Raw genomic sequence first — 17,833 nt, forward strand, 5'->3', positions numbered from 1 at the left:
CATTTTAACTCTCGACTATATTTGGACATAAAAGACCCCCAATAATTGGTGTCCAACTATTGGGGGTCACTTCATGAATGCGGCTTTTTTATTTGCTCTTTTGAGCGAGTGTTTGCGTTGTTATTCGCTAATGTTAAGTCCAGCAAGGCTGTGCCAGTAACCATTACATTGGTGGCTGTCTGCTAACTGATGGCGAACTTCACTTTGCTCATTTGAACGAAAATCATCGACCAAACTTAGGGTATCAAGACCTAGTGGACTTAGACGAACCACATCAACTAAATCAGCCATGCCTTTTAGATCGTTGATCAAGTTGTAGCAGTAACCAGATTGAGTTTGAATACCGTTTAGCGTAAAGACTTTTTGACTTTCTTGGCTGTTGACGGTGATCCCTTGTGGGTACTTAATACAGCAGGTTTCACAATCATCTTTAGCTCGGTTCTCAGCACGTGCAGTAAAACAACGCGCAGAGTACGCCAACGGTAGGTAGCCGTAGCTGAACACTTCCGTTTCAAACTTATTGCGAATACCCAGATTTTCACACTCTGTTAGTGTGTTGCTAAGCCATTCACGAGAAAGCTCAACGGGCATACACCAACGGGTCATACCTTGTTTTAAAAACAGGTTTAGCGTTTGTGCGTTGTAGCAGTTTACAGCAGGGCCAACGACAAATGGGATCTTCGCTTGGGAAGCCAATTGAATTGCGGAAACGTCGTTCGCTTCAATGATGAAGTCGCCATTATCGACATACTTCTTCATGATGTTCACTTCGCTTGGCGCTTCAAGTAATGCCATGGTCGATAGCACTACTTGTTTGCCGCTCGTCGCGATATCTTTTGCGATCTCTAACCATTGTGCAGGCTTTAGTTCACGACGCTTTGAACACACGCTTTCGCCCAAGTAAATGATATCAACATTGCTGTTTTTCGCTTGTTGGTAAAATGCTTCAACATCATTTTTCGGCCAGAAGTAAAGCAATGGGCCAAGAGAGTATTTCATTGTTTGGCTCCTTATTGCCATTTACGGTGATAAGCACCGAGTGTGGTTTGTTTACCTTCTGAAACGTTACCTAAACAAGCATTCCAAGCTGGATTAACTTGGTAGCCTTCAGGATTGGCAAGGTAGTGATCAATAGCTGCGCGCCAAGTACGTGTCACTTGCTCAACATACGCAGGGCTACGTTGACGACCTTCAATTTTCACTGAAGCAATGTTGGCTTTAAATAGCTCTGGTAAGATCTCAAGCGTGTTTAAGCTGGTTGGCTCTTCAAGCGCATGGTAGCGTTTGTTTTCACCATCAATGTTGATATCAAAACGCCCTTTACATAACGTCGGGTAGCCAGCGTTTTCACCGTGACCGTAACGGTCGATCAGCACTTCATTTAAGCGAGACTCAAGTCCTTGCGGGGTTTCTTGCCAACGAACAAATTTAGCTGGAGAGCAAGCTCCCACTGTGTTTGGTGATTCACCTGTCATGTAAGACGATAGGTAACAACGGCCTTCAGACATAATACATAGGCTGCCGAAAGCAAATACTTCGAGCTCCATATCAGTATTACGGGCAAGTTGTTTTACTTGATGGATCGACAATACGCGAGGCAGTACAACACGCTTTACATTGAAGTTCTGTTTGTAGAAATCAATCGCAGCCGTATTGGTAGCAGAGGCTTGCACAGACAGGTGCAGCTCTAAATCTGGGTAATGGGTTGCTGCGTATTCTAATACGGCAATATCTGCCACGATCAACGCATCTACACCCATAGCGGCAGCGTTATCAACCGCTTTTGTCCAACGGTTAAAACCATCTGGATGGGCAAAGGTGTTAAGTGCGACGTGAAGTTTACGGTTATGATCTTTAACGTACTCAACCGCTTTTTCTAGCTTGCGGCCAGTGAAGTTTAAACCAGCAAAATGGCGGGCATTGGTATCGTCCTTGAAACCGATATAAACGGCATCAGCACCATTATCAATTGCGGTTTTTAAGGCTGGAAGGTTACCAGCGGGGCAGAGAAGCTCCATTATTTTTTATCATCCAGTCTTTGAATAAAATGATGACCGATGATCCTAAAAGTGTTTAATGAATGGTGCTTTGATTTTAGGCAGGTTTTCGTTGTTTTTATTAAGAAAAAAGGAGCCGTGAAGCTCCTTTTTTGAGGTGAATTTGACTCATTTATTCTGCAATAAAATCGCTTCTAATTCGTGTTTTGGCATCGGGCGATAAAAGTGGAAACCTTGGATATAGTCACAGTTTAAATTCGATAGTAGTGTCGCTTGTTGGCGGGTTTCAATCCCTTCTGCCACCACACTCATTTTGAGTGACTTTCCTAAATTGATAATGTTTTCAATTAAGGTAACTTGCTTGGGAATGGTGTCGATATCTTGAATAAATGCACGATCCACTTTTAGTTCATCAAGTGGGAAACGAGCGAGATACGATAGCGATGAATAACCGGTACCAAAGTCATCAATAGAAAGGGCAAAACCCAGTTGCTTGATCGAATTTAGCATCTGAACGGTATGTTCACCGTCACTCATTACCGCACTTTCGGTTAGCTCAAACGTAATGTCTGCCGGATTTATATCGGTAGATAGACGGAGCTTATCAACAAAGCTAATTAAACCTGAATTACCAAATTGCTGTGGTGATAAGTTAATCGCAACACGTCCTGTCAGCAGCTTACGTTTTTTCCATTGGCTAACAGTGGTAAAGACTTCACGCATTACAGCACAGCCTAGCTGTTCAATTAAGCCAGAGCTTTCCGCCACTGGAATAAACTGGGCAGGGCTAATATAGCCTTCAACAGGGTGTTTCCAACGCACGAGTGCTTCTGCGCCATCAATGGCAAAATCACGGGCATTCACTTTCGGCTGATACCACACTTCTAAGCCGTTATTTTGCAGCGCTTTTTGTAGCTCAATTTCAAGCCATAAGCGCATACGAGCTTCTTTGCTCATAGAATCATTAAATTCAACTAAACGGTTACGACCACGGTGCTTGGCTTCATACATGGCTGTATCGGCATTTTGTAGCATCATGCGGGCATCACTGCCATGCCCAGGTGATGTCACCATACCAATTGAACAGGCAAGGTGTTTTCTAAAATGACGTAGCTCAAAAGGTTGATTAACCAGTGCAATGATTTGCTCAGAGATAATTTCGCCAGTACGTTCATGCTCTGGGTTTGGCAGTAAAATGGCAAATTCATCACCACTTAAATAGCCGATAATTGCAGTTTCTGGTAATAAACGGCGTAGACGTTGGGCGATTTCTTGCAGTACTTTATCGCCAATATGATGGCCTAACGAATCATTGATATTCTTAAAATTATCAATGTCGATATAGAGCATTACCACAGGTACTTCGGCTTTCATCAGCTTTTCTAGCTGACGGGTAAAACCATGGCGATTGAGCAAGCCAGTTAATGGATCCATTTGTACTAACTGTTCAATGTGTCCTTGCTGGCGTTTGATCTCTTGTGTGGTTTCAATTTTCACCAATAGTGCTTCAGAGCCCATTTGTTTAACGGGGGATATGCTGAGTTTTACTGGTTTTGTTTGTTCATTTTTATTGATTGGGGTGTAGCAAGCGGGTGACTTACTGTCGTCACTTTTTAGTCTTTCACTCGTACAAGGTTGATTGTTGCTATCTAGCAGCAATTGATCGAGTGAACATCCTAGTAATTCTTTTTTAGTAGGAAAGCCAAGTTGAATCGCCGCCTGATCATTGGCGTTGATCACTACATTGTTTTCAATCAAACAGATCCCTTCGCTGATCAGGTTATTTAACTGATTGAGCTGATGCTCAGTTTCTTCCAATGAATGAATAAGAATTTGGCGCTCAGAAGTATCAATTGAGTGCAGAATAATATGTTGAATATTACCTTTAAGATCGCAAAGAGGGGCAAGGCTAAAGTGCAAGCTTGATTCGTGGCGACTGTCATTGAGTACGACCTCTGCTTCAACGCTTTCACCGTTAAAAGCACGATCATAATAAGGTTTTAGAGATTGGTAGTAATGATCGCCTAAAACATTAGAATCGTTATTACCGAGCAGCGCTTCACGTTCGAGCCCACTGATTTCACAAAAACGATTATTTACCGCATAGTAATTATGTTGACGATCAAGGATGGCAAAAAAGAAGGGGCTATTATCAGTCAGCAAAGGAAACCAATAGTCTAGTTGCTCTGTTGGCATTTAGTCACCATTCTCCATGTCGGTGTTATATTTAATGCGCTACGTATGTACCAAGTAGCGTATATATAAATGTTATGAATGTACTCTAGCCTTAATATACAGCCCGTGGCGAAAATTATTATGAACTTTGCCAATACAGAAGCGTTTTTTTTGACTCAAGGCATAAAACGAAACTGCTATCTTGCCATACAATCGGGATCTAAGTGCGATTTTAAACAGGAATAAATCATTGTGATTGCTCAACTTCGAAAACAAATAGTTCAACATGCTCCTTCACTACTCCGCGTACCTGCGAAATTAACGCCTTTCTCTGTACAAAAGAAAGTGATGTTAGAAGGCTTAGCTATGGTTTTCAAAGAAGCGCTAGAGGATGGCGATTTTGAGTTCTTAGAAGATCGTTGGCTAAAAGTAGAAGTGCGTGATTTAGGTCTGCAATGGTTCATTAGTTATGAAGATGACAAGCTAGTGGTTGCGGAGCACTGCGAGCAAGAAGATGTCAGTTTCAGCGGTGAGTGTAATGATTTAGTACTTATTGCTGCACGTAAAGAAGATCCTGATACACTGTTCTTCCAACGTCGTCTTCGTATTGAAGGGGATACTGAGTTAGGTCTAGAAGTGAAAAACTTGATGGATAGTATCGATCTTGATTCTCTACCTGCTCCTGTGAAGTTTATTTTGCAGCAATCAGCTGAGTTCATTCATCAAGGTATGCATGAGCGCAGTGCTGCCCAAGAGGCCTTAAATGCTCATTAGATCTGAAGCTCCTGCTGATATCTTACCAATAGATACCCTACTCAAAGCTGTTTTTCCATCTGAAGCGGAAGCCAACCTTGTGATGACATTACGTGAAAATGGTTGTCGAACCTTATCGCTGGTGGCATGCAATGACGAGGGTGAAGTGGTAGGTAATGCCTTTTTTAGCCCAGTGACCATTGATGGTGAAGATCATAATTGGCAAGGCTTAGCGCCTTTAGCTGTGCGTGAAGACTATCAAGGTCAAGGTATTGGTCAAGCGCTGATTGAAGAAGCGAAAAGCGTATTGGGTGATTTTGGCTACCCTGCGATCGTAGTATTAGGCGATCCTGCTTATTACGCAAAAGCGGGCTTTGAAAAAGCATTAGATCACCAACTGACTTGTCCATGGCCGAATACGGAAGAAGCATTCATGGTATGTGATGTTTTTCCAGGTACCGTTGCTCAGCACCAAGGCATGGTGAAATACAGCCCAGAGTTTGATGCGCTGTAATAACATATCGTGATGTTGTTATTCGTTATTTTTAAAGCACAGCACTTAATGCTGTGCTTTTTTATTTTCATGTATTCATTCATTTTACTATTGGGATGTAAGATATCTAATTTCTAGATATTTCTTATTTTTCCATCGTGATAATTTATCATCGTATAAGTATATGGTTAGGACTATTGACGATGATCCCTCGCAGCATCACATCCCCGAAAAAATTCATTATTGGTCAAGATTTATTGGCACAACTTGACGGCTTTATTAAAGACTTTGGCAATAATGCATTGCTTATTTGTGATGAGTTCATTCTCGAACGTGTTCTACAACAGGCGATGCCGTGTTTAGAACAAGCAGGGATCATGGCATGTGCTGAAAAATTTCAGGGTGAATGTACCGAGAATGAAATTGAGCGCTTACGTCAGGTAGTAGAAACACAAGGTGCCAATATTGTTGTTGGTATTGGCGGTGGTAAAACCTTAGATGTGGCAAAAGCGGTTGCTCATTATAGCCATGCTTCAGTGGTGATCTTCCCAACCATTGCATCCAGTGATGCACCTTGTACCGCTGTCTCTGTTATTTATAACGAGAATGGCGAATTCGATCGTTACTTAGTTTTACCGCAAAACCCAGATGTAGTGTTGGCAGATACACGCCTTATTGCTCAAGCGCCGGAAAAATATTTTGCTGCGGGTATTGGTGATGCGCTAGCGACCTTTTTTGAAACTCGAGCTTGTTGTTATGCAGCCAGTTTAAATTTGGTGAAAACCCGTGTGTCACGCACTGGGCTTGGTATGGCGTTGATGTGCTACGAGTTAATTGTCGATAATGTTGAAATGGCAATGGAAGCGGTACGTCGTCAGGAAGTGACTCCTGCTTTAGAAGAGATGGTGGAAGCCATTGTGTACTTAAGCGGTGTCGCTGCAGAATCCGGTGGTATCGCCTGTGCACATGCTATCTGTAATGGTATGTCATCGCTCGAGAAATTTAATCACATTCAACACGGTGAGAAAGTTGCATTTGGTCTGCTAGTACAATTGGTGTTAGAGAAAGCCGATATTGAAGAAATTGAGAATGTGATTTACGTGATCAAAACAGCAGGGCTGCCACTGACATTAGCTGATTTCGGTATTGATGAGTTTGTGGAATCTGACTGGCGAGAAGTGGTTGATATGGCCTGCTCTCCGGCAAATTCAATGGGCAATATGCCAGTGAAAGTCAGTGCTAATCAGGTGTACCAAGCGATCATTGAAGCAAATAAGCTGGCGCAGCGCTATCACGATTAATGCCATGACATGTGAGGAAAATGCCGACTTTGCTGTCGGTATTTTTTTATCCATTATTTCATTGGGTTTATAAGTACAACTGAGACGTAATTTGGTAGGATCAGCGCCATGAATTGCCATAGCATTGCTCATAATGCTGTGGAAGTAAGATAGCAGGTACGGAATGAAACAGCGTGATATTCAGGTGCTCCAAGAAATGGGGTTAACCTATTGGCAGGTGAGAAAGCCTGAAATCTTTCCTGATCAAGTCATTCCTGTGATTGATCTCCCTGAAAGTTGCAAACTACTGTTAGTTACCAATGATGAACTCAATGAGCATGATGCATGGTTGTTTGGACGTATTCTCAGTAGCATGAAATTACAACCTGAACAGGCGTTATCGCTGCCACTTGAAGCCCTAGAACAAGTCGGTGAGCACCATTTAACGTGGTGTTGGTTTGCAGGTTGCCAAGGCGCTCATCCTACCGGATGTCAGGTACTTAATTCCGTATCTTTACCGTTAATGCATAATGATCCTTCTGCGAAGAAAACATTATGGCAACAGATCTGTAGTTATGACGCATAAAATTATTCCTTTAGAAGCGCAGCATTGTGATGAGGTATGGCGTATTGAGCAAGCAGCTCATGCCTTTCCTTGGGCTGAATCAATGATCCGTAAAGAGCCCAATCGTATTGCGGCAAATTACGTTTTAATCGCAGATAATAAAGTTGTTGGTTACTGTTATGGGCAGCTGGTGGCAGGTGAAGGTACGTTACTTAATATTGCCATTGATCCTGCACATCAACGTAAGGGCTACGGTAAAATCTTATTAAACGGTTTTATTGATGCGCTAGAAGCGAAACAAGCAGAAGAAATTTGGCTAGAAGTGCGTGAAAGTAACACTAGCGCCTATAAGCTTTACGAAGCAACTGGATTTAATGAAACTAACCGTCGTGTAGATTACTACCCGACAGCAACAGGTCGTGAAGATGCTTTGATCATGGCGTACATGTTTATGCCATTTGGCTAAGCTTTTTGTCTTGATTTGAAGAGTTACTCATATGAAAAAGCCGAGCATGATGCTCGGCTTTGTTATATCTACAGGTTAAACCCAATAGTAGTGATTAGTGTTCACGAGTAGCACGGAAATCAACTTCAGGGAAACGCTCTTTCGCAAGGTTTAGGTTAACCATAGTTGGTGCGATGTAAGACAAGTTATCACCACCATCAAGTGCAAGGTTTGCTTGGTTCTTACGTTTAAACTCTTCTAGTTTCTTCACGTCACCACATTCAACCCAACGTGCAGTTGCCACGTTAACGCCTTCGTAAATTGCTTCAACGTTGTATTCTGCTTTTAGACGTGCAACAACCACATCAAACTGAAGCACACCTACCGCACCTACGATCAAATCGTTGTTTTGCAGTGGACGGAATACCTGTACCGCACCTTCTTCAGAAAGCTGTACTAGACCTTTTAGTAGCTGCTTTTGCTTTAGTGGATCTTTTAGGCGAATACGACGGAACAATTCTGGTGCGAAGTTTGGAATACCTGAGAACTTCAAGCTTTCACCTTGAGTGAAAGTATCACCGATTTGGATTGTACCGTGGTTGTGTAGGCCGATGATGTCACCAGCATAAGCCGTTTCAGCACGAGAACGGTCACCCGCCATGAAGGTTACCGCATCAGAGATACTTACGTTTTTGCCAGTACGAACATGGTTCATCTTCATACCTTGATTGTAAGTACCCGATACAATACGCATGAATGCGATACGGTCACGGTGCTTAGGATCCATGTTGGCTTGGATCTTAAATACGAAACCAGAGAACTTCTCTTCCGTTGCTTCAACTTCACGCTCATTAGCTTGACGAGGTAGTGGTGCAGGAGCCCATGCAGTTAAACCATCAAGCATGTGGTCAACACCAAAGTTACCTAGTGCAGTACCAAAAAATACCGGTGTTAATTCACCAGCTAGAAATAGCTCTTCATCAAATTCGTTTGAAGCACCCAGTACAAGCTCAAGCTCTTCACGAAGTTGCTCAGCTAGATCGCTGCCCACTGCTTCATCAAGCTCAGGGTTATCAAGACCCTTAATGATACGTTGTTCTTGAATCGTGTGACCTTGACCTGTGCTGTATAGGATCGTTTCATCACGGTGAATATGGTAAACACCTTTGAACTCTTTACCACAACCGATCGGCCATGAAATAGGGGCACATGCCATGCCTAGTTCATTTTCAACTTCATCAAGTAGATCCATTGGATCACGGATATCACGGTCCAATTTGTTCATGAAGGTAACGATAGGCGTATCACGCAGACGTGTTACTTCCATTAACTTACGAGTACGATCCTCGACACCTTTTGCCGCATCGATAACCATCAGACATGAGTCAACAGCCGTTAGGGTACGGTAGGTATCTTCTGAGAAGTCTTCGTGTCCAGGAGTATCAAGTAGGTTTACCAGACATTCGTTGTATGGGAACTGCATTACAGAGGTAGTCACAGAGATACCACGCTCTTTTTCCATTTCCATCCAGTCTGATTTTGCGTGTTGGTTTGAACCACGACCTTTTACTGTACCTGCTTTCTGGATAGCGTTTCCGAATAACAGTACTTTTTCAGTAATGGTTGTTTTACCCGCATCGGGGTGAGAGATGATAGCGAAAGTACGACGTTTAGATACTTCGCCCTGAAACTGAGTTTGCGACATTAGCGTGTTCTTTTTTAATAAAAGTACTCCGTTGCCGCTGTCATGATCAAGCAAAGCAACAGAACAAAATGAATGGTGAATTACTTCTTATTGTCGCTGATTTTAACGTGAGACTCAATCTAGGCGTATAAGAATCCTTAATTGAGCATAGTGAAATAAAGTATTCTTAACCAAATAGAAGAGAGCGGTAAGGTATCTCTTCATAACAAGAGATTTGTAATGAAAGGGATTATAGATGATAGATACCCATTGCCATTTTGATTTTCCCCCGTTTAGTGATGATCCAGAGCGTGCGTTAACCTTGGCAAAAGCAGCTGGAGTTAAGCAAATAGTCATTCCCTCTGTGGGGCAATCTAATTGGCATAATATTGAGCAGTTATGCCAACACCATCATGAGCTTTATTACGGTTTGGGTATTCATCCTTTCTTTAGTGCTGAACATAGTGATGATGTTTGTATTCAATTGGAGCATGCATTAGCCCGTGTACTTAAACAGTCCCATTCAAAGTGTGTTGCAGTAGGTGAATGCGGCTTGGATTTTGCACTTGCAGAGTTTGATCGTCAGCAGCAACTATTTTGGCTCACTAAGCAACTAAAGTTAGCGAATACTTACCATCTTCCAGTCATATTACATTGTCGTAAAGCCTTTCCTGAATTATTGCGAGCCATTAAAGCAGACATGCCATCTCAAGGTGGGGTTTATCACGGTTTTAGTGGTAGTTATCAGCAAGCTTCTCAATTGTTGGATTTGGGGATCAAAATTGGAGTCGGCGGCACAATCACGTACGAACGGGCGAAAAAGACTCGTGAAACCATCAGGAAGCTTCCAATGTCAGCTATCGTTTTAGAGACTGACGCACCTGATATGCCTATTTGTGGTTTCCAAGGAGAACCCAATCGACCTGAACGTTTAACCTATATTGCGCAGTCAGTTGCACTGCTTAAAGGGATAGAAATAGAGGATGTTATCGGTGCTACAACCTTAACTGCACATGAACTATTTAAAATTCCCTCGTGATCTTGGTACAAAAGACAAACGATTGCGTAAAACGTTTGCTTTTTGGTTCTAACTTTTTGTGATTGTGTTCACAGAGTGGGTAACTCTTGCATGTTTACAGCTCTAAAACTGTGATGGTGGCATTACTTTGTTACGGGCTGCATGCGTATAATGCGCACGACTCTTATAGAGAGCCGAATTGTTGAGACGCCAAATTTAACTTATAGGATATACATAAACCATGAGCATGTTTATGAGCCTGGTTGGGATGGTTGTTCTGCTACTAATTGCAGTACTACTTTCTGATAACCGTAAAGCAATTAACTTACGTACTGTTGGTGGCGCATTTGCTATCCAATTCTTATTAGGTGCATTCGTACTGTATGTGCCAGTTGGTCGTGATGTGCTATATGGCATGTCGCAGGCTGTTGCTAACGTTATCGCTTACGGTAATGACGGTATCAACTTCCTATTTGGTGGCCTAACATCGGATAAAATGTTTGAAGTATTCGGTGGTGGTGGTTTCGTATTCGCCCTACGCGTTCTTCCTGTTATCGTTTTCTTCTCTGCGTTGATTAGTGTTCTTTACTACTTGGGTGTGATGCAAATTGTTATCAACATTCTTGGTGGTGGTCTACGCAAAGTATTGGGTACTTCTCACGCTGAATCTATGTCAGCAACAGCGAACATCTTCGTTGGTCAAACAGAAGCGCCATTAGTTGTTCGTCCATTCATTCCTAAGATGACGCAATCTGAGCTATTCGCTGTAATGTGTGGTGGTTTGGCGTCAGTGGCTGGTGGTGTACTAGCTGGTTACGCATCAATGGGTGTACCACTAGAATACTTAATTGCTGCATCATTCATGGCAGCACCAGGTGGTCTACTGTTTGCTAAAATCATCAAGCCAGAAACTGAGCAGCCTATCGAACAGCTTGCTGGTAACGAAGATGAAAGCATTGAAAAACCAGCTAACGTTATCGACGCAGCAGCAGCAGGTGCTTCATCTGGTATGCAGCTTGCGCTAAACGTAGGTGCAATGCTACTAGCATTTATCGGTCTAATCGCCCTAATCAACGGTATGCTAGGTGGCATCGGTGGTTGGTTCGGTATGCCTCAGCTAACACTAGAACTGATCCTAGGTTACATCTTCGCACCACTTGCTTACCTAATCGGTGTGCCATGGGGTGAAGCACAAATCGCTGGTTCATTCATTGGTCAGAAGATTGTTGTTAACGAATTCGTTGCTTACCTAAACTTTGCACCGTACCTAAAAGACGTAGCAGATGGTGGCATGATCGTTGCTCAAACTGGCGCTGCAATGTCTGAGAAGACAAAAGCAATTATCTCATTCGCACTATGTGGTTTCGCAAACCTATCATCGGTTGCAATCCTACTAGGTGGTCTAGGTGGCCTTGCTCCAAGCCGCCGTGCAGAAATCGCTCGCTTCGGTATGAAGGCGGTAGCAGCAGGTACATTATCGAACCTAATGTCTGCAACAATTGCTGGTCTGTTTATCTCTCTAGCGATGTAATTGCAAAGATAATCAAATCTCATAAAAACGCCCTAACTGTCAGTTAGGGCGTTTTTTTATGTTTGCGTGATGGTAGCTTTGGCGTTTTTCAACAGTATAGGTAAACATTATGGCGATAGTTCGAAATGAACTTTCATAAAATCGATTGCGTTCCCTTTTCTATATTTTCACTCTGCTATTCTTACGCCATTCAAAAAGGGTAATGTGACGAGCAAATACCACTTATTTTAAATCAATAGGGTTAGGCAGAATAACGCTTTTACTGTTTCTGATTTATTATTTTAGTAAACACATTATCCACGGGAGGAAACATAAGTTTGATAGTCGAATGACGGTCGAGTTGTTATGATTGAACCCAACAAATAAAGCGATTTTGCAAGGGTTGCGCCGTGTGTTGCTGCTCTTGCGCGGGAATATGGATAAGTCATTTGGTAAGTATTTACTTACTGGAAACTTCAAGGAATCAAGTCCGCTCATTTGTTGCAGTATTTGATACTGCATACGGTAGCCTGATGGAAAAACCATGAGTGCTTTACCTTCGTTTATACTGATATTCACAGCTTAATTTGAGAAGCTTTGAATTAAATATTACGACTGGAGATAGTCATGAGCGATTTAAAAACTGCTGCACTACGTGCACTTAAATTAATGGATTTAACAACACTGAATGACGACGACACTGATGCAAAAGTGATCGAGCTTTGTAAGAACGCTAAAACAGTTGTTGGTAACACGGCAGCAGTGTGTATTTACCCTCGCTTTATCCCAGTAGCGAAGAAGCAACTACGTGAGCAAGGTACGCCAGAAGTACGCATTGCAACAGTAACTAACTTCCCACACGGTAACGATGATATCGAAATCGCTGTTGCTGAAACAAAAGCGGCGGTTGCTTACGGTGCTGACGAAGTAGACGTAGTATTCCCATACCGCGCACTAATGGCTGGTAATGCAGAAGTTGGCTTTGAGCTAGTGAAGCAATGTAAAGTGGCATGTGGCGACAACGTACTACTAAAAGTTATCATCGAAACGGGTGAGCTAAAAACAGAAGCACTGATCAAGCAAGCATCTGAAATTTCAATCAATGCTGGTGCAGATTTCATCAAAACATCAACCGGTAAAGTGCCTGTAAACGCAACACCAGAATACGCACAAATCATGCTTAACGTGATCAAAGACATGGGCGTAGAAAAAACAGTTGGCTTTAAGCCTGCTGGTGGTGTGCGTACAGCAGAAGATGCGCAACAATACTTAGCAATGGCTGATGAAATTCTAGGTGCTGAGTGGGCGGATAGCCGTCACTACCGTTTTGGTGCATCAAGCTTACTTGCTAACTTGCTACACACATTAGGCGAAGGTGAAGCAGCGGCGCAAGGCGGCTACTAATCCTTTGTAAACAAGGTGGCGAAATGCCACCTTGTTTAAATTCTTTGGCGACGTTATTAACGTCGTAACTAATACTTTAATTTGTTTATCAGCACTGCGTTTTCGTGGTTGTTGCCTTTTTTGCACCTAAAATTTAGAAAATAAAGCAAAACACCATAAATTAAAGCGTTAGTACTCCCTACTTAGCTGAACAAAAAATAAGAGGATCAGCATGTACTTACCTCAAGAAATCATTCGTAAAAAGCGTGACAATATTGAACTAACAGCCGATGAAATTAATTTCTTCATTCAAGGCGTAGCAAAAGATACTGTCTCTGAAGGTCAAATTGCGGCATTCGCAATGGCAATTTACTTTAACGATATGACTATGGATGAGCGTGTGGCACTGACCTGTGCAATGCGTGATTCGGGCATGGTGATTGATTGGGGATACATGCACTTTGATGGTCCTGTTGTTGATAAACACTCAACCGGTGGTGTGGGTGATGTGACTTCATTAATGCTAGGCGCGATGGTGGCGGCATGTGGCGGTTACGTACCAATGATCTCTGGTCGTGGATTAGGTCATACAGGCGGTACGCTTGATAAACTAGAATCCATTCCTGGCTATAACATCACTCCAACCAATGAAGTGTTCGGTAAGGTAACGAAAAATGCGGGTGTGGCGATCATTGGTCAAACCGGTGATTTGGCTCCAGCAGATAAGCGTGTTTACGCAACCCGTGACGTGACTGCAACGGTTGATAATATTTCGCTCATTACCGCCTCAATTTTATCGAAGAAATTAGCAGCCGGCTTAGATTACTTAGTGATGGATGTGAAAGTAGGCTCTGGTGCATTTATGCCAACTTACCAAGCTTCTGAAGATCTAGCGAAATCCATCGTCGCAGTAGCAAACGGTGCAGGTACGTGTACATCTGCATTGCTAACAGACATGAACCAAGTATTAGCATCAAGCGCGGGTAATGCACTAGAAGTGCGTGAGGCAGTACAGTTCTTAACCGGTGAATACCGTAACCCTCGTTTGTTTGAAGTAACTATGGCATTGTGTGCTGAAATGTTAGTGATCAGTAAGTTAGCTGCTGATACGCAACAAGCACGTACTAAGCTGCAAGCAGTATTAGATAACGGTCAAGCGGCAGAGCGATTTGGCAAAATGGTGGCAGGTTTAGGTGGCCCTACAGATTTCATCTACAACTATGACAACTATTTAGAAAAAGCTGAAATCGTGAAGCCAGTATTTGCTGAAACGACAGGTTTTGCTTATGCCATGGATACCCGTGGTTTAGGTATGGCTGTAGTGGGTATGGGCGGTGGTCGTCGCGTAGCAAGCGATAAGATCGACTATGCTGTGGGCTTTAGTGACATGATCCGCTTAGGTGATGAAGTGTACGCTGATACCCCATTAGCTATGGTACATGCACGTACTGAAGCACAATGGGAAGAAGCTGCAAAAGCTGTTCGTAGCAACATCACTGTGAGTGACAATAAACCTGAAGCCACCCCTGAAGTATACCGTCGTGTCAGCAAGCAAGATGTGTAATGGAGTAACTATGAAACGTTCAATTATTTTAGTGCTAGATTCTTTTGGTATTGGTGCCTCTGCAGACGCTGATAAATTTGGTGATGTAGGTGCAAATACATTAGGTCATATTGCACAGGCGTGTGCCCGTGGCGAAGCCAATAACGGCGATCGTAACGGTCCATTACACTTACCAAACTTAACTAAATTAGGTTTAGCGAAAGCGTGTGAAGAATCATGCGGTAGCTTCCCTGAAGGCATGGATCCAAACTCAGAGATCACTGGCGCTTATGCTCATGCACAAGAGCTATCCTCTGGTAAAGATACGCCATCTGGTCACTGGGAAATTGCTGGTGTGCCGGTGTTGTTTGATTGGGGCTACTTTGACGATAAAGAAAACAGTTTTCCGAAAGAGCTTACTGATCGCATTCTAGCGCGCGCAGGTTTAGACGGTTTCCTTGGTAACTGCCATGCATCGGGTACACAAGTACTGGATGATCTAGGCGAAGAGCACATGAGAACGGGTCAACCAATCTTCTACACTTCTGCTGACTCAGTATTTCAGATTGCCTGTCATGAAGAGACATTTGGTTTAGATCGTCTATTAGAGCTTTGCCAAATTGTCCGTGAAGAGCTAGAAGATTATAACATTGGTCGTGTTATCGCGCGTCCATTTATCGGTGCAGGTAAAGGTCAGTTTGAGCGTACGGGTAACCGCCGTGATTTGTCGCTTGAGCCGCCAGCTGCAACGATTTTGCAAAAGCTTGTGGATGAGAAACAAGGCGAAGTAGTATCTATCGGTAAGATCTCTGATATCTACGCAGGTTGCGGTATCTCACGCAAGGTAAAAGCAACAGGCATTCCTGCTTTGTTTGACGCAACGTTAGCGCAAATTAAAGAAGCGGGTGATAACACCATTGTGTTCACTAACTTTGTTGATTTCGATTCAGCTTATGGTCACCGTCGTAATGTGGCAGGTTATGCGGCTGCACTGGAATACTTTGACCGTCGCCTACCTGAGATCTTAGATCTGCTTCAAGGTGATGATGTTATGATCATTACAGCCGATCACGGTTGTGATCCAACATGGCCGGGTACTGATCATACTCGTGAGCACATTCCAGTATTGGTTGCAGGTCCTAAAATCAAGCCAGGCTCATTAGGTCGTCGTGAAACATTTGCCGATATCGGTCAAAGCCTAGCAGAGTACTTCGGTACTTCTGATATGGAATACGGTAAGTCATTTCTATAATTGAAAAATTTCTTATAAGGGTAAATCTTATTTACCCTTATTTATTATAAAAAAGACATGATTGTTTAGTATTTTCCACTTTATAATGCCAGACAGTCACAGCGTGTTTAGCGAAATGTCAGTCTTTAATGTTGAGCATAATTCAACACTGACAGCTAACTAAAAATAGGAAAAGGATACAACTATGGCTACTCCACATATTAATGCTGAAATGGGCGATTTTGCAGATGTAGTGCTAATGCCGGGCGATCCGCTACGTGCTAAGTACATCGCTGAAACTTTCCTAGAAGACGCAAAAGAAGTATGTAATGTACGTAGTATGTTAGGCTTCACGGGCACATACAAAGGTCGCAAGATCTCTGTGATGGGTCACGGTATGGGTATTCCATCATGTTCTATCTACGCAACAGAATTAATTAAAGATTTTGGTGTGAAGAAGATCATTCGTGTGGGTAGTTGTGGTGCAGTACGTGACGACGTTAAGTTACGAGACGTTGTTATCGGTATGGGCGCATCGACAGATTCTAAAGTAAACCGTATTCGTTTTGGCGGTCACGATTTCGCAGCGATTGCTGATTTCGGTATGGTACAAAACGCAGTAGAAGCAGCAAAAGCGAAAGGTATTCCTGTAAAAGTAGGTAACATCTTCTCTGCTGATCTGTTCTACAACCCAGATTTTGAATTCTTCAAAACCATGGATAAGTACGGCATCGTTGGTGTTGAAATGGAAGCGGCGGGTATCTACGGTGTTGCTGCTGAGTTTGGTGCCAAAGCGCTAACTATCTGTACTGTATCTGATCATATCTTACGTGGTGAAGCGACAACGTCTGAAGAGCGTCAGTTAACGTTCAACGAGATGATTGAAATCGCACTAGATTCTGTGATCTTAGGTGATGCAGAAGAAGCTTAATCACTCTTGATTAAACAGATAAATAAAAACGGAAACAGTTGATAAGCTGTTTCCGTTTTTTTATGTATCAATTCGATGGAGCTCGCGTTTAGTCTTTGGCATTAGCGGTAAGTAAGAAAGGAAAATGCCAAATATCTTTTCGACGACCAAAGGTAAAAGCTAATAGTAAGCCAATCATTAATGCAACGAGGATCAAGCCTCGAATAATACTGGTCATGTATTCAATTTGGCTTTTTGCATGCGCCAATAGTTTATTGTGTTCAAGGGTAATACGAACAAAACCAATCACGTGATTATTAGCAAAAATCGGTTGAACAATTTGTTGGCGTCCAATGCTTGCCATCGCCAATGGGGTCGATAGCCCGGTTAATTGTTCTAATGGCATTGACTGATCTGTTTTAGCTAGCGTTACCCCGTCAATATTATAAATAGAAGCATCTAAAATAAGAGGCTCATCAGAAAGCTGATTGACGAGTTGCTGTAATTTATCTTGATCATTATCGGTAATTTCAGATGCTGCACTTTCTGCTGTTTGGCGAACAAGCATGCGCGATAACGTCTGTGTTTGCTCACTTAGCATTTGATAATTACGCTGTGTTAACAGGGCGCCATATTCCAGCATCCCAATTAAGGCAAGAGCACATAATAACAGTACTGAAAGTCGTCCTAAGCTTTGCCAGCGCTTATTTTTCCATTTAATCATTGAGTTAACCTTTCTTCTTCGCTGGTGTTATTTTACACGATAATCTATGAGTTAAGAATCTTGCTGTTCATTGTGATTATCTTGTTTAAAAACATACTCTTGAACCTATACCTAATAATAAC

General features: G+C 42.6%; 16 protein-coding genes. 11 read left to right on the plus strand and 5 right to left on the minus strand.

The window, feature by feature from the left end:
* Positions 1-120: 120 nt before the first annotated feature.
* The 3 genes from E5A76_RS14530 to E5A76_RS14540 all read right to left on the minus strand — a co-directional run bounded on the left by E5A76_RS14530 (position 121) and on the right by E5A76_RS14540 (position 4,193).
* Positions 121-999: a U32 family peptidase gene (locus E5A76_RS14530; RefSeq protein ID WP_161119353.1), complete on the minus strand. Its 879-nt coding sequence runs from the start codon at positions 997-999 to the stop codon at positions 121-123.
* A gap of 11 nt (positions 1,000-1,010) precedes the next feature.
* Positions 1,011-2,018 carry a ubiquinone anaerobic biosynthesis protein UbiU gene (gene ubiU, locus E5A76_RS14535; RefSeq protein ID WP_008988408.1) on the minus strand — a complete coding sequence of 336 codons (1,008 nt, stop codon included), beginning with the start codon at positions 2,016-2,018 and terminating at the stop codon, positions 1,011-1,013.
* 147 nt (positions 2,019-2,165) lie between these two features.
* Positions 2,166-4,193: a sensor domain-containing protein gene (locus tag E5A76_RS14540; protein ID WP_161119354.1), complete on the minus strand. Its 2,028-nt coding sequence runs from the start codon at positions 4,191-4,193 to the stop codon at positions 2,166-2,168.
* A gap of 231 nt (positions 4,194-4,424) precedes the next feature.
* Between E5A76_RS14540 and ubiT the strand changes: the two genes are divergently transcribed.
* The 5 genes from ubiT (at position 4,425) to rimI (ending at position 7,729) form a co-directional block, all read left to right on the plus strand.
* Positions 4,425-4,946 (plus strand): ubiquinone anaerobic biosynthesis accessory factor UbiT, encoded by a 522-nt coding sequence (ubiT, locus tag E5A76_RS14545; protein ID WP_161119355.1) that lies wholly within the window; start codon positions 4,425-4,427, stop codon positions 4,944-4,946.
* Entirely contained in the window at positions 4,936-5,439 is a 504-nt protein-coding gene (locus E5A76_RS14550; RefSeq protein ID WP_161119356.1) for a GNAT family N-acetyltransferase, read from the plus strand. Before ubiT ends, E5A76_RS14550 begins: the two co-directional genes overlap by 11 nt.
* Before the next feature lie 182 nt (positions 5,440-5,621).
* Entirely contained in the window at positions 5,622-6,719 is a 1,098-nt protein-coding gene (locus E5A76_RS14555; protein ID WP_161119357.1) for a glycerol dehydrogenase, read from the plus strand.
* A gap of 163 nt (positions 6,720-6,882) precedes the next feature.
* Positions 6,883-7,284: a DNA polymerase III subunit psi gene (locus tag E5A76_RS14560; protein ID WP_023930968.1), complete on the plus strand. Its 402-nt coding sequence runs from the start codon at positions 6,883-6,885 to the stop codon at positions 7,282-7,284.
* Positions 7,274-7,729 carry a ribosomal protein S18-alanine N-acetyltransferase gene (gene rimI, locus E5A76_RS14565; protein WP_161119358.1) on the plus strand — a complete coding sequence of 152 codons (456 nt, stop codon included), beginning with the start codon at positions 7,274-7,276 and terminating at the stop codon, positions 7,727-7,729. Before E5A76_RS14560 ends, rimI begins: the two co-directional genes overlap by 11 nt.
* A gap of 94 nt (positions 7,730-7,823) precedes the next feature.
* Here rimI and prfC read toward each other — a convergent pair whose 3' ends face one another.
* Entirely contained in the window at positions 7,824-9,413 is a 1,590-nt protein-coding gene (prfC, locus tag E5A76_RS14570; protein ID WP_161119359.1) for a peptide chain release factor 3, read from the minus strand.
* Between the two features lie 235 nt (positions 9,414-9,648).
* Here prfC and E5A76_RS14575 point away from each other — a divergent pair, with 235 nt between their 5' ends.
* The 6 genes from E5A76_RS14575 to deoD all read left to right on the plus strand — a co-directional run bounded on the left by E5A76_RS14575 (position 9,649) and on the right by deoD (position 17,008).
* Entirely contained in the window at positions 9,649-10,431 is a 783-nt protein-coding gene (locus tag E5A76_RS14575) for a TatD family hydrolase (protein WP_161119360.1), read from the plus strand.
* 220 nt (positions 10,432-10,651) lie between these two features.
* The gene (locus E5A76_RS14580) at positions 10,652-11,941 is read left to right on the plus strand and encodes a NupC/NupG family nucleoside CNT transporter (RefSeq protein WP_107166806.1); all 1,290 of its coding nucleotides are present in this window, start codon (positions 10,652-10,654) and stop codon (positions 11,939-11,941) included.
* Positions 11,942-12,547: 606 nt separating this feature from the next.
* Positions 12,548-13,324, plus strand: a complete 777-nt coding sequence (deoC, locus tag E5A76_RS14585) for a deoxyribose-phosphate aldolase (protein ID WP_053987894.1) — start codon at positions 12,548-12,550, stop codon at positions 13,322-13,324.
* A gap of 211 nt (positions 13,325-13,535) precedes the next feature.
* Positions 13,536-14,867 (plus strand): thymidine phosphorylase, encoded by a 1,332-nt coding sequence (gene deoA / locus E5A76_RS14590; protein ID WP_161119361.1) that lies wholly within the window; start codon positions 13,536-13,538, stop codon positions 14,865-14,867.
* Between the two features lie 10 nt (positions 14,868-14,877).
* Positions 14,878-16,098, plus strand: a complete 1,221-nt coding sequence (locus tag E5A76_RS14595) for a phosphopentomutase (RefSeq protein WP_161119362.1) — start codon at positions 14,878-14,880, stop codon at positions 16,096-16,098.
* Between the two features lie 184 nt (positions 16,099-16,282).
* Positions 16,283-17,008: a purine-nucleoside phosphorylase gene (gene deoD / locus E5A76_RS14600; protein ID WP_008988390.1), complete on the plus strand. Its 726-nt coding sequence runs from the start codon at positions 16,283-16,285 to the stop codon at positions 17,006-17,008.
* Positions 17,009-17,096: 88 nt separating this feature from the next.
* On the opposite strand, the gene E5A76_RS14605 is transcribed toward deoD, so the two are convergent.
* Positions 17,097-17,711, minus strand: a complete 615-nt coding sequence (locus E5A76_RS14605) for a YtjB family periplasmic protein (RefSeq protein ID WP_023930961.1) — start codon at positions 17,709-17,711, stop codon at positions 17,097-17,099.
* Positions 17,712-17,833 lie beyond the last annotated feature (122 nt).

It is taken from the genome of Photobacterium lucens (assembly GCF_009873615.1).
GTDB lineage: Bacteria > Pseudomonadota > Gammaproteobacteria > Enterobacterales > Vibrionaceae > Photobacterium > Photobacterium lucens.

Excerpts from the sequence above, each read along its gene's own strand:
- rimI (WP_161119358.1), top strand. The coding sequence starts at position 7,274 with ATGACGCATAAAATTATTCCTTTAGAAGCGCAGCATTGTGATGAGGTA.
- deoC (WP_053987894.1), top strand. The coding sequence starts at position 12,548 with ATGAGCGATTTAAAAACTGCTGCACTACGTGCACTTAAATTAATGGAT.
- E5A76_RS14560 (WP_023930968.1), top strand. The coding sequence starts at position 6,883 with ATGAAACAGCGTGATATTCAGGTGCTCCAAGAAATGGGGTTAACCTAT.
- ubiU (WP_008988408.1), bottom strand. The coding sequence starts at position 2,018 with ATGGAGCTTCTCTGCCCCGCTGGTAACCTTCCAGCCTTAAAAACCGCA.
- E5A76_RS14540 (WP_161119354.1), bottom strand. The coding sequence starts at position 4,193 with ATGCCAACAGAGCAACTAGACTATTGGTTTCCTTTGCTGACTGATAAT.
- prfC (WP_161119359.1), bottom strand. The coding sequence starts at position 9,413 with ATGTCGCAAACTCAGTTTCAGGGCGAAGTATCTAAACGTCGTACTTTC.
- E5A76_RS14575 (WP_161119360.1), top strand. The coding sequence starts at position 9,649 with ATGATAGATACCCATTGCCATTTTGATTTTCCCCCGTTTAGTGATGAT.
- deoA (WP_161119361.1), top strand. The coding sequence starts at position 13,536 with ATGTACTTACCTCAAGAAATCATTCGTAAAAAGCGTGACAATATTGAA.
- E5A76_RS14550 (WP_161119356.1), top strand. The coding sequence starts at position 4,936 with ATGCTCATTAGATCTGAAGCTCCTGCTGATATCTTACCAATAGATACC.
- E5A76_RS14595 (WP_161119362.1), top strand. The coding sequence starts at position 14,878 with ATGAAACGTTCAATTATTTTAGTGCTAGATTCTTTTGGTATTGGTGCC.
- E5A76_RS14530 (WP_161119353.1), bottom strand. The coding sequence starts at position 999 with ATGAAATACTCTCTTGGCCCATTGCTTTACTTCTGGCCGAAAAATGAT.
- E5A76_RS14580 (WP_107166806.1), top strand. The coding sequence starts at position 10,652 with ATGAGCATGTTTATGAGCCTGGTTGGGATGGTTGTTCTGCTACTAATT.
- E5A76_RS14605 (WP_023930961.1), bottom strand. The coding sequence starts at position 17,711 with ATGATTAAATGGAAAAATAAGCGCTGGCAAAGCTTAGGACGACTTTCA.
- E5A76_RS14555 (WP_161119357.1), top strand. The coding sequence starts at position 5,622 with ATGATCCCTCGCAGCATCACATCCCCGAAAAAATTCATTATTGGTCAA.
- deoD (WP_008988390.1), top strand. The coding sequence starts at position 16,283 with ATGGCTACTCCACATATTAATGCTGAAATGGGCGATTTTGCAGATGTA.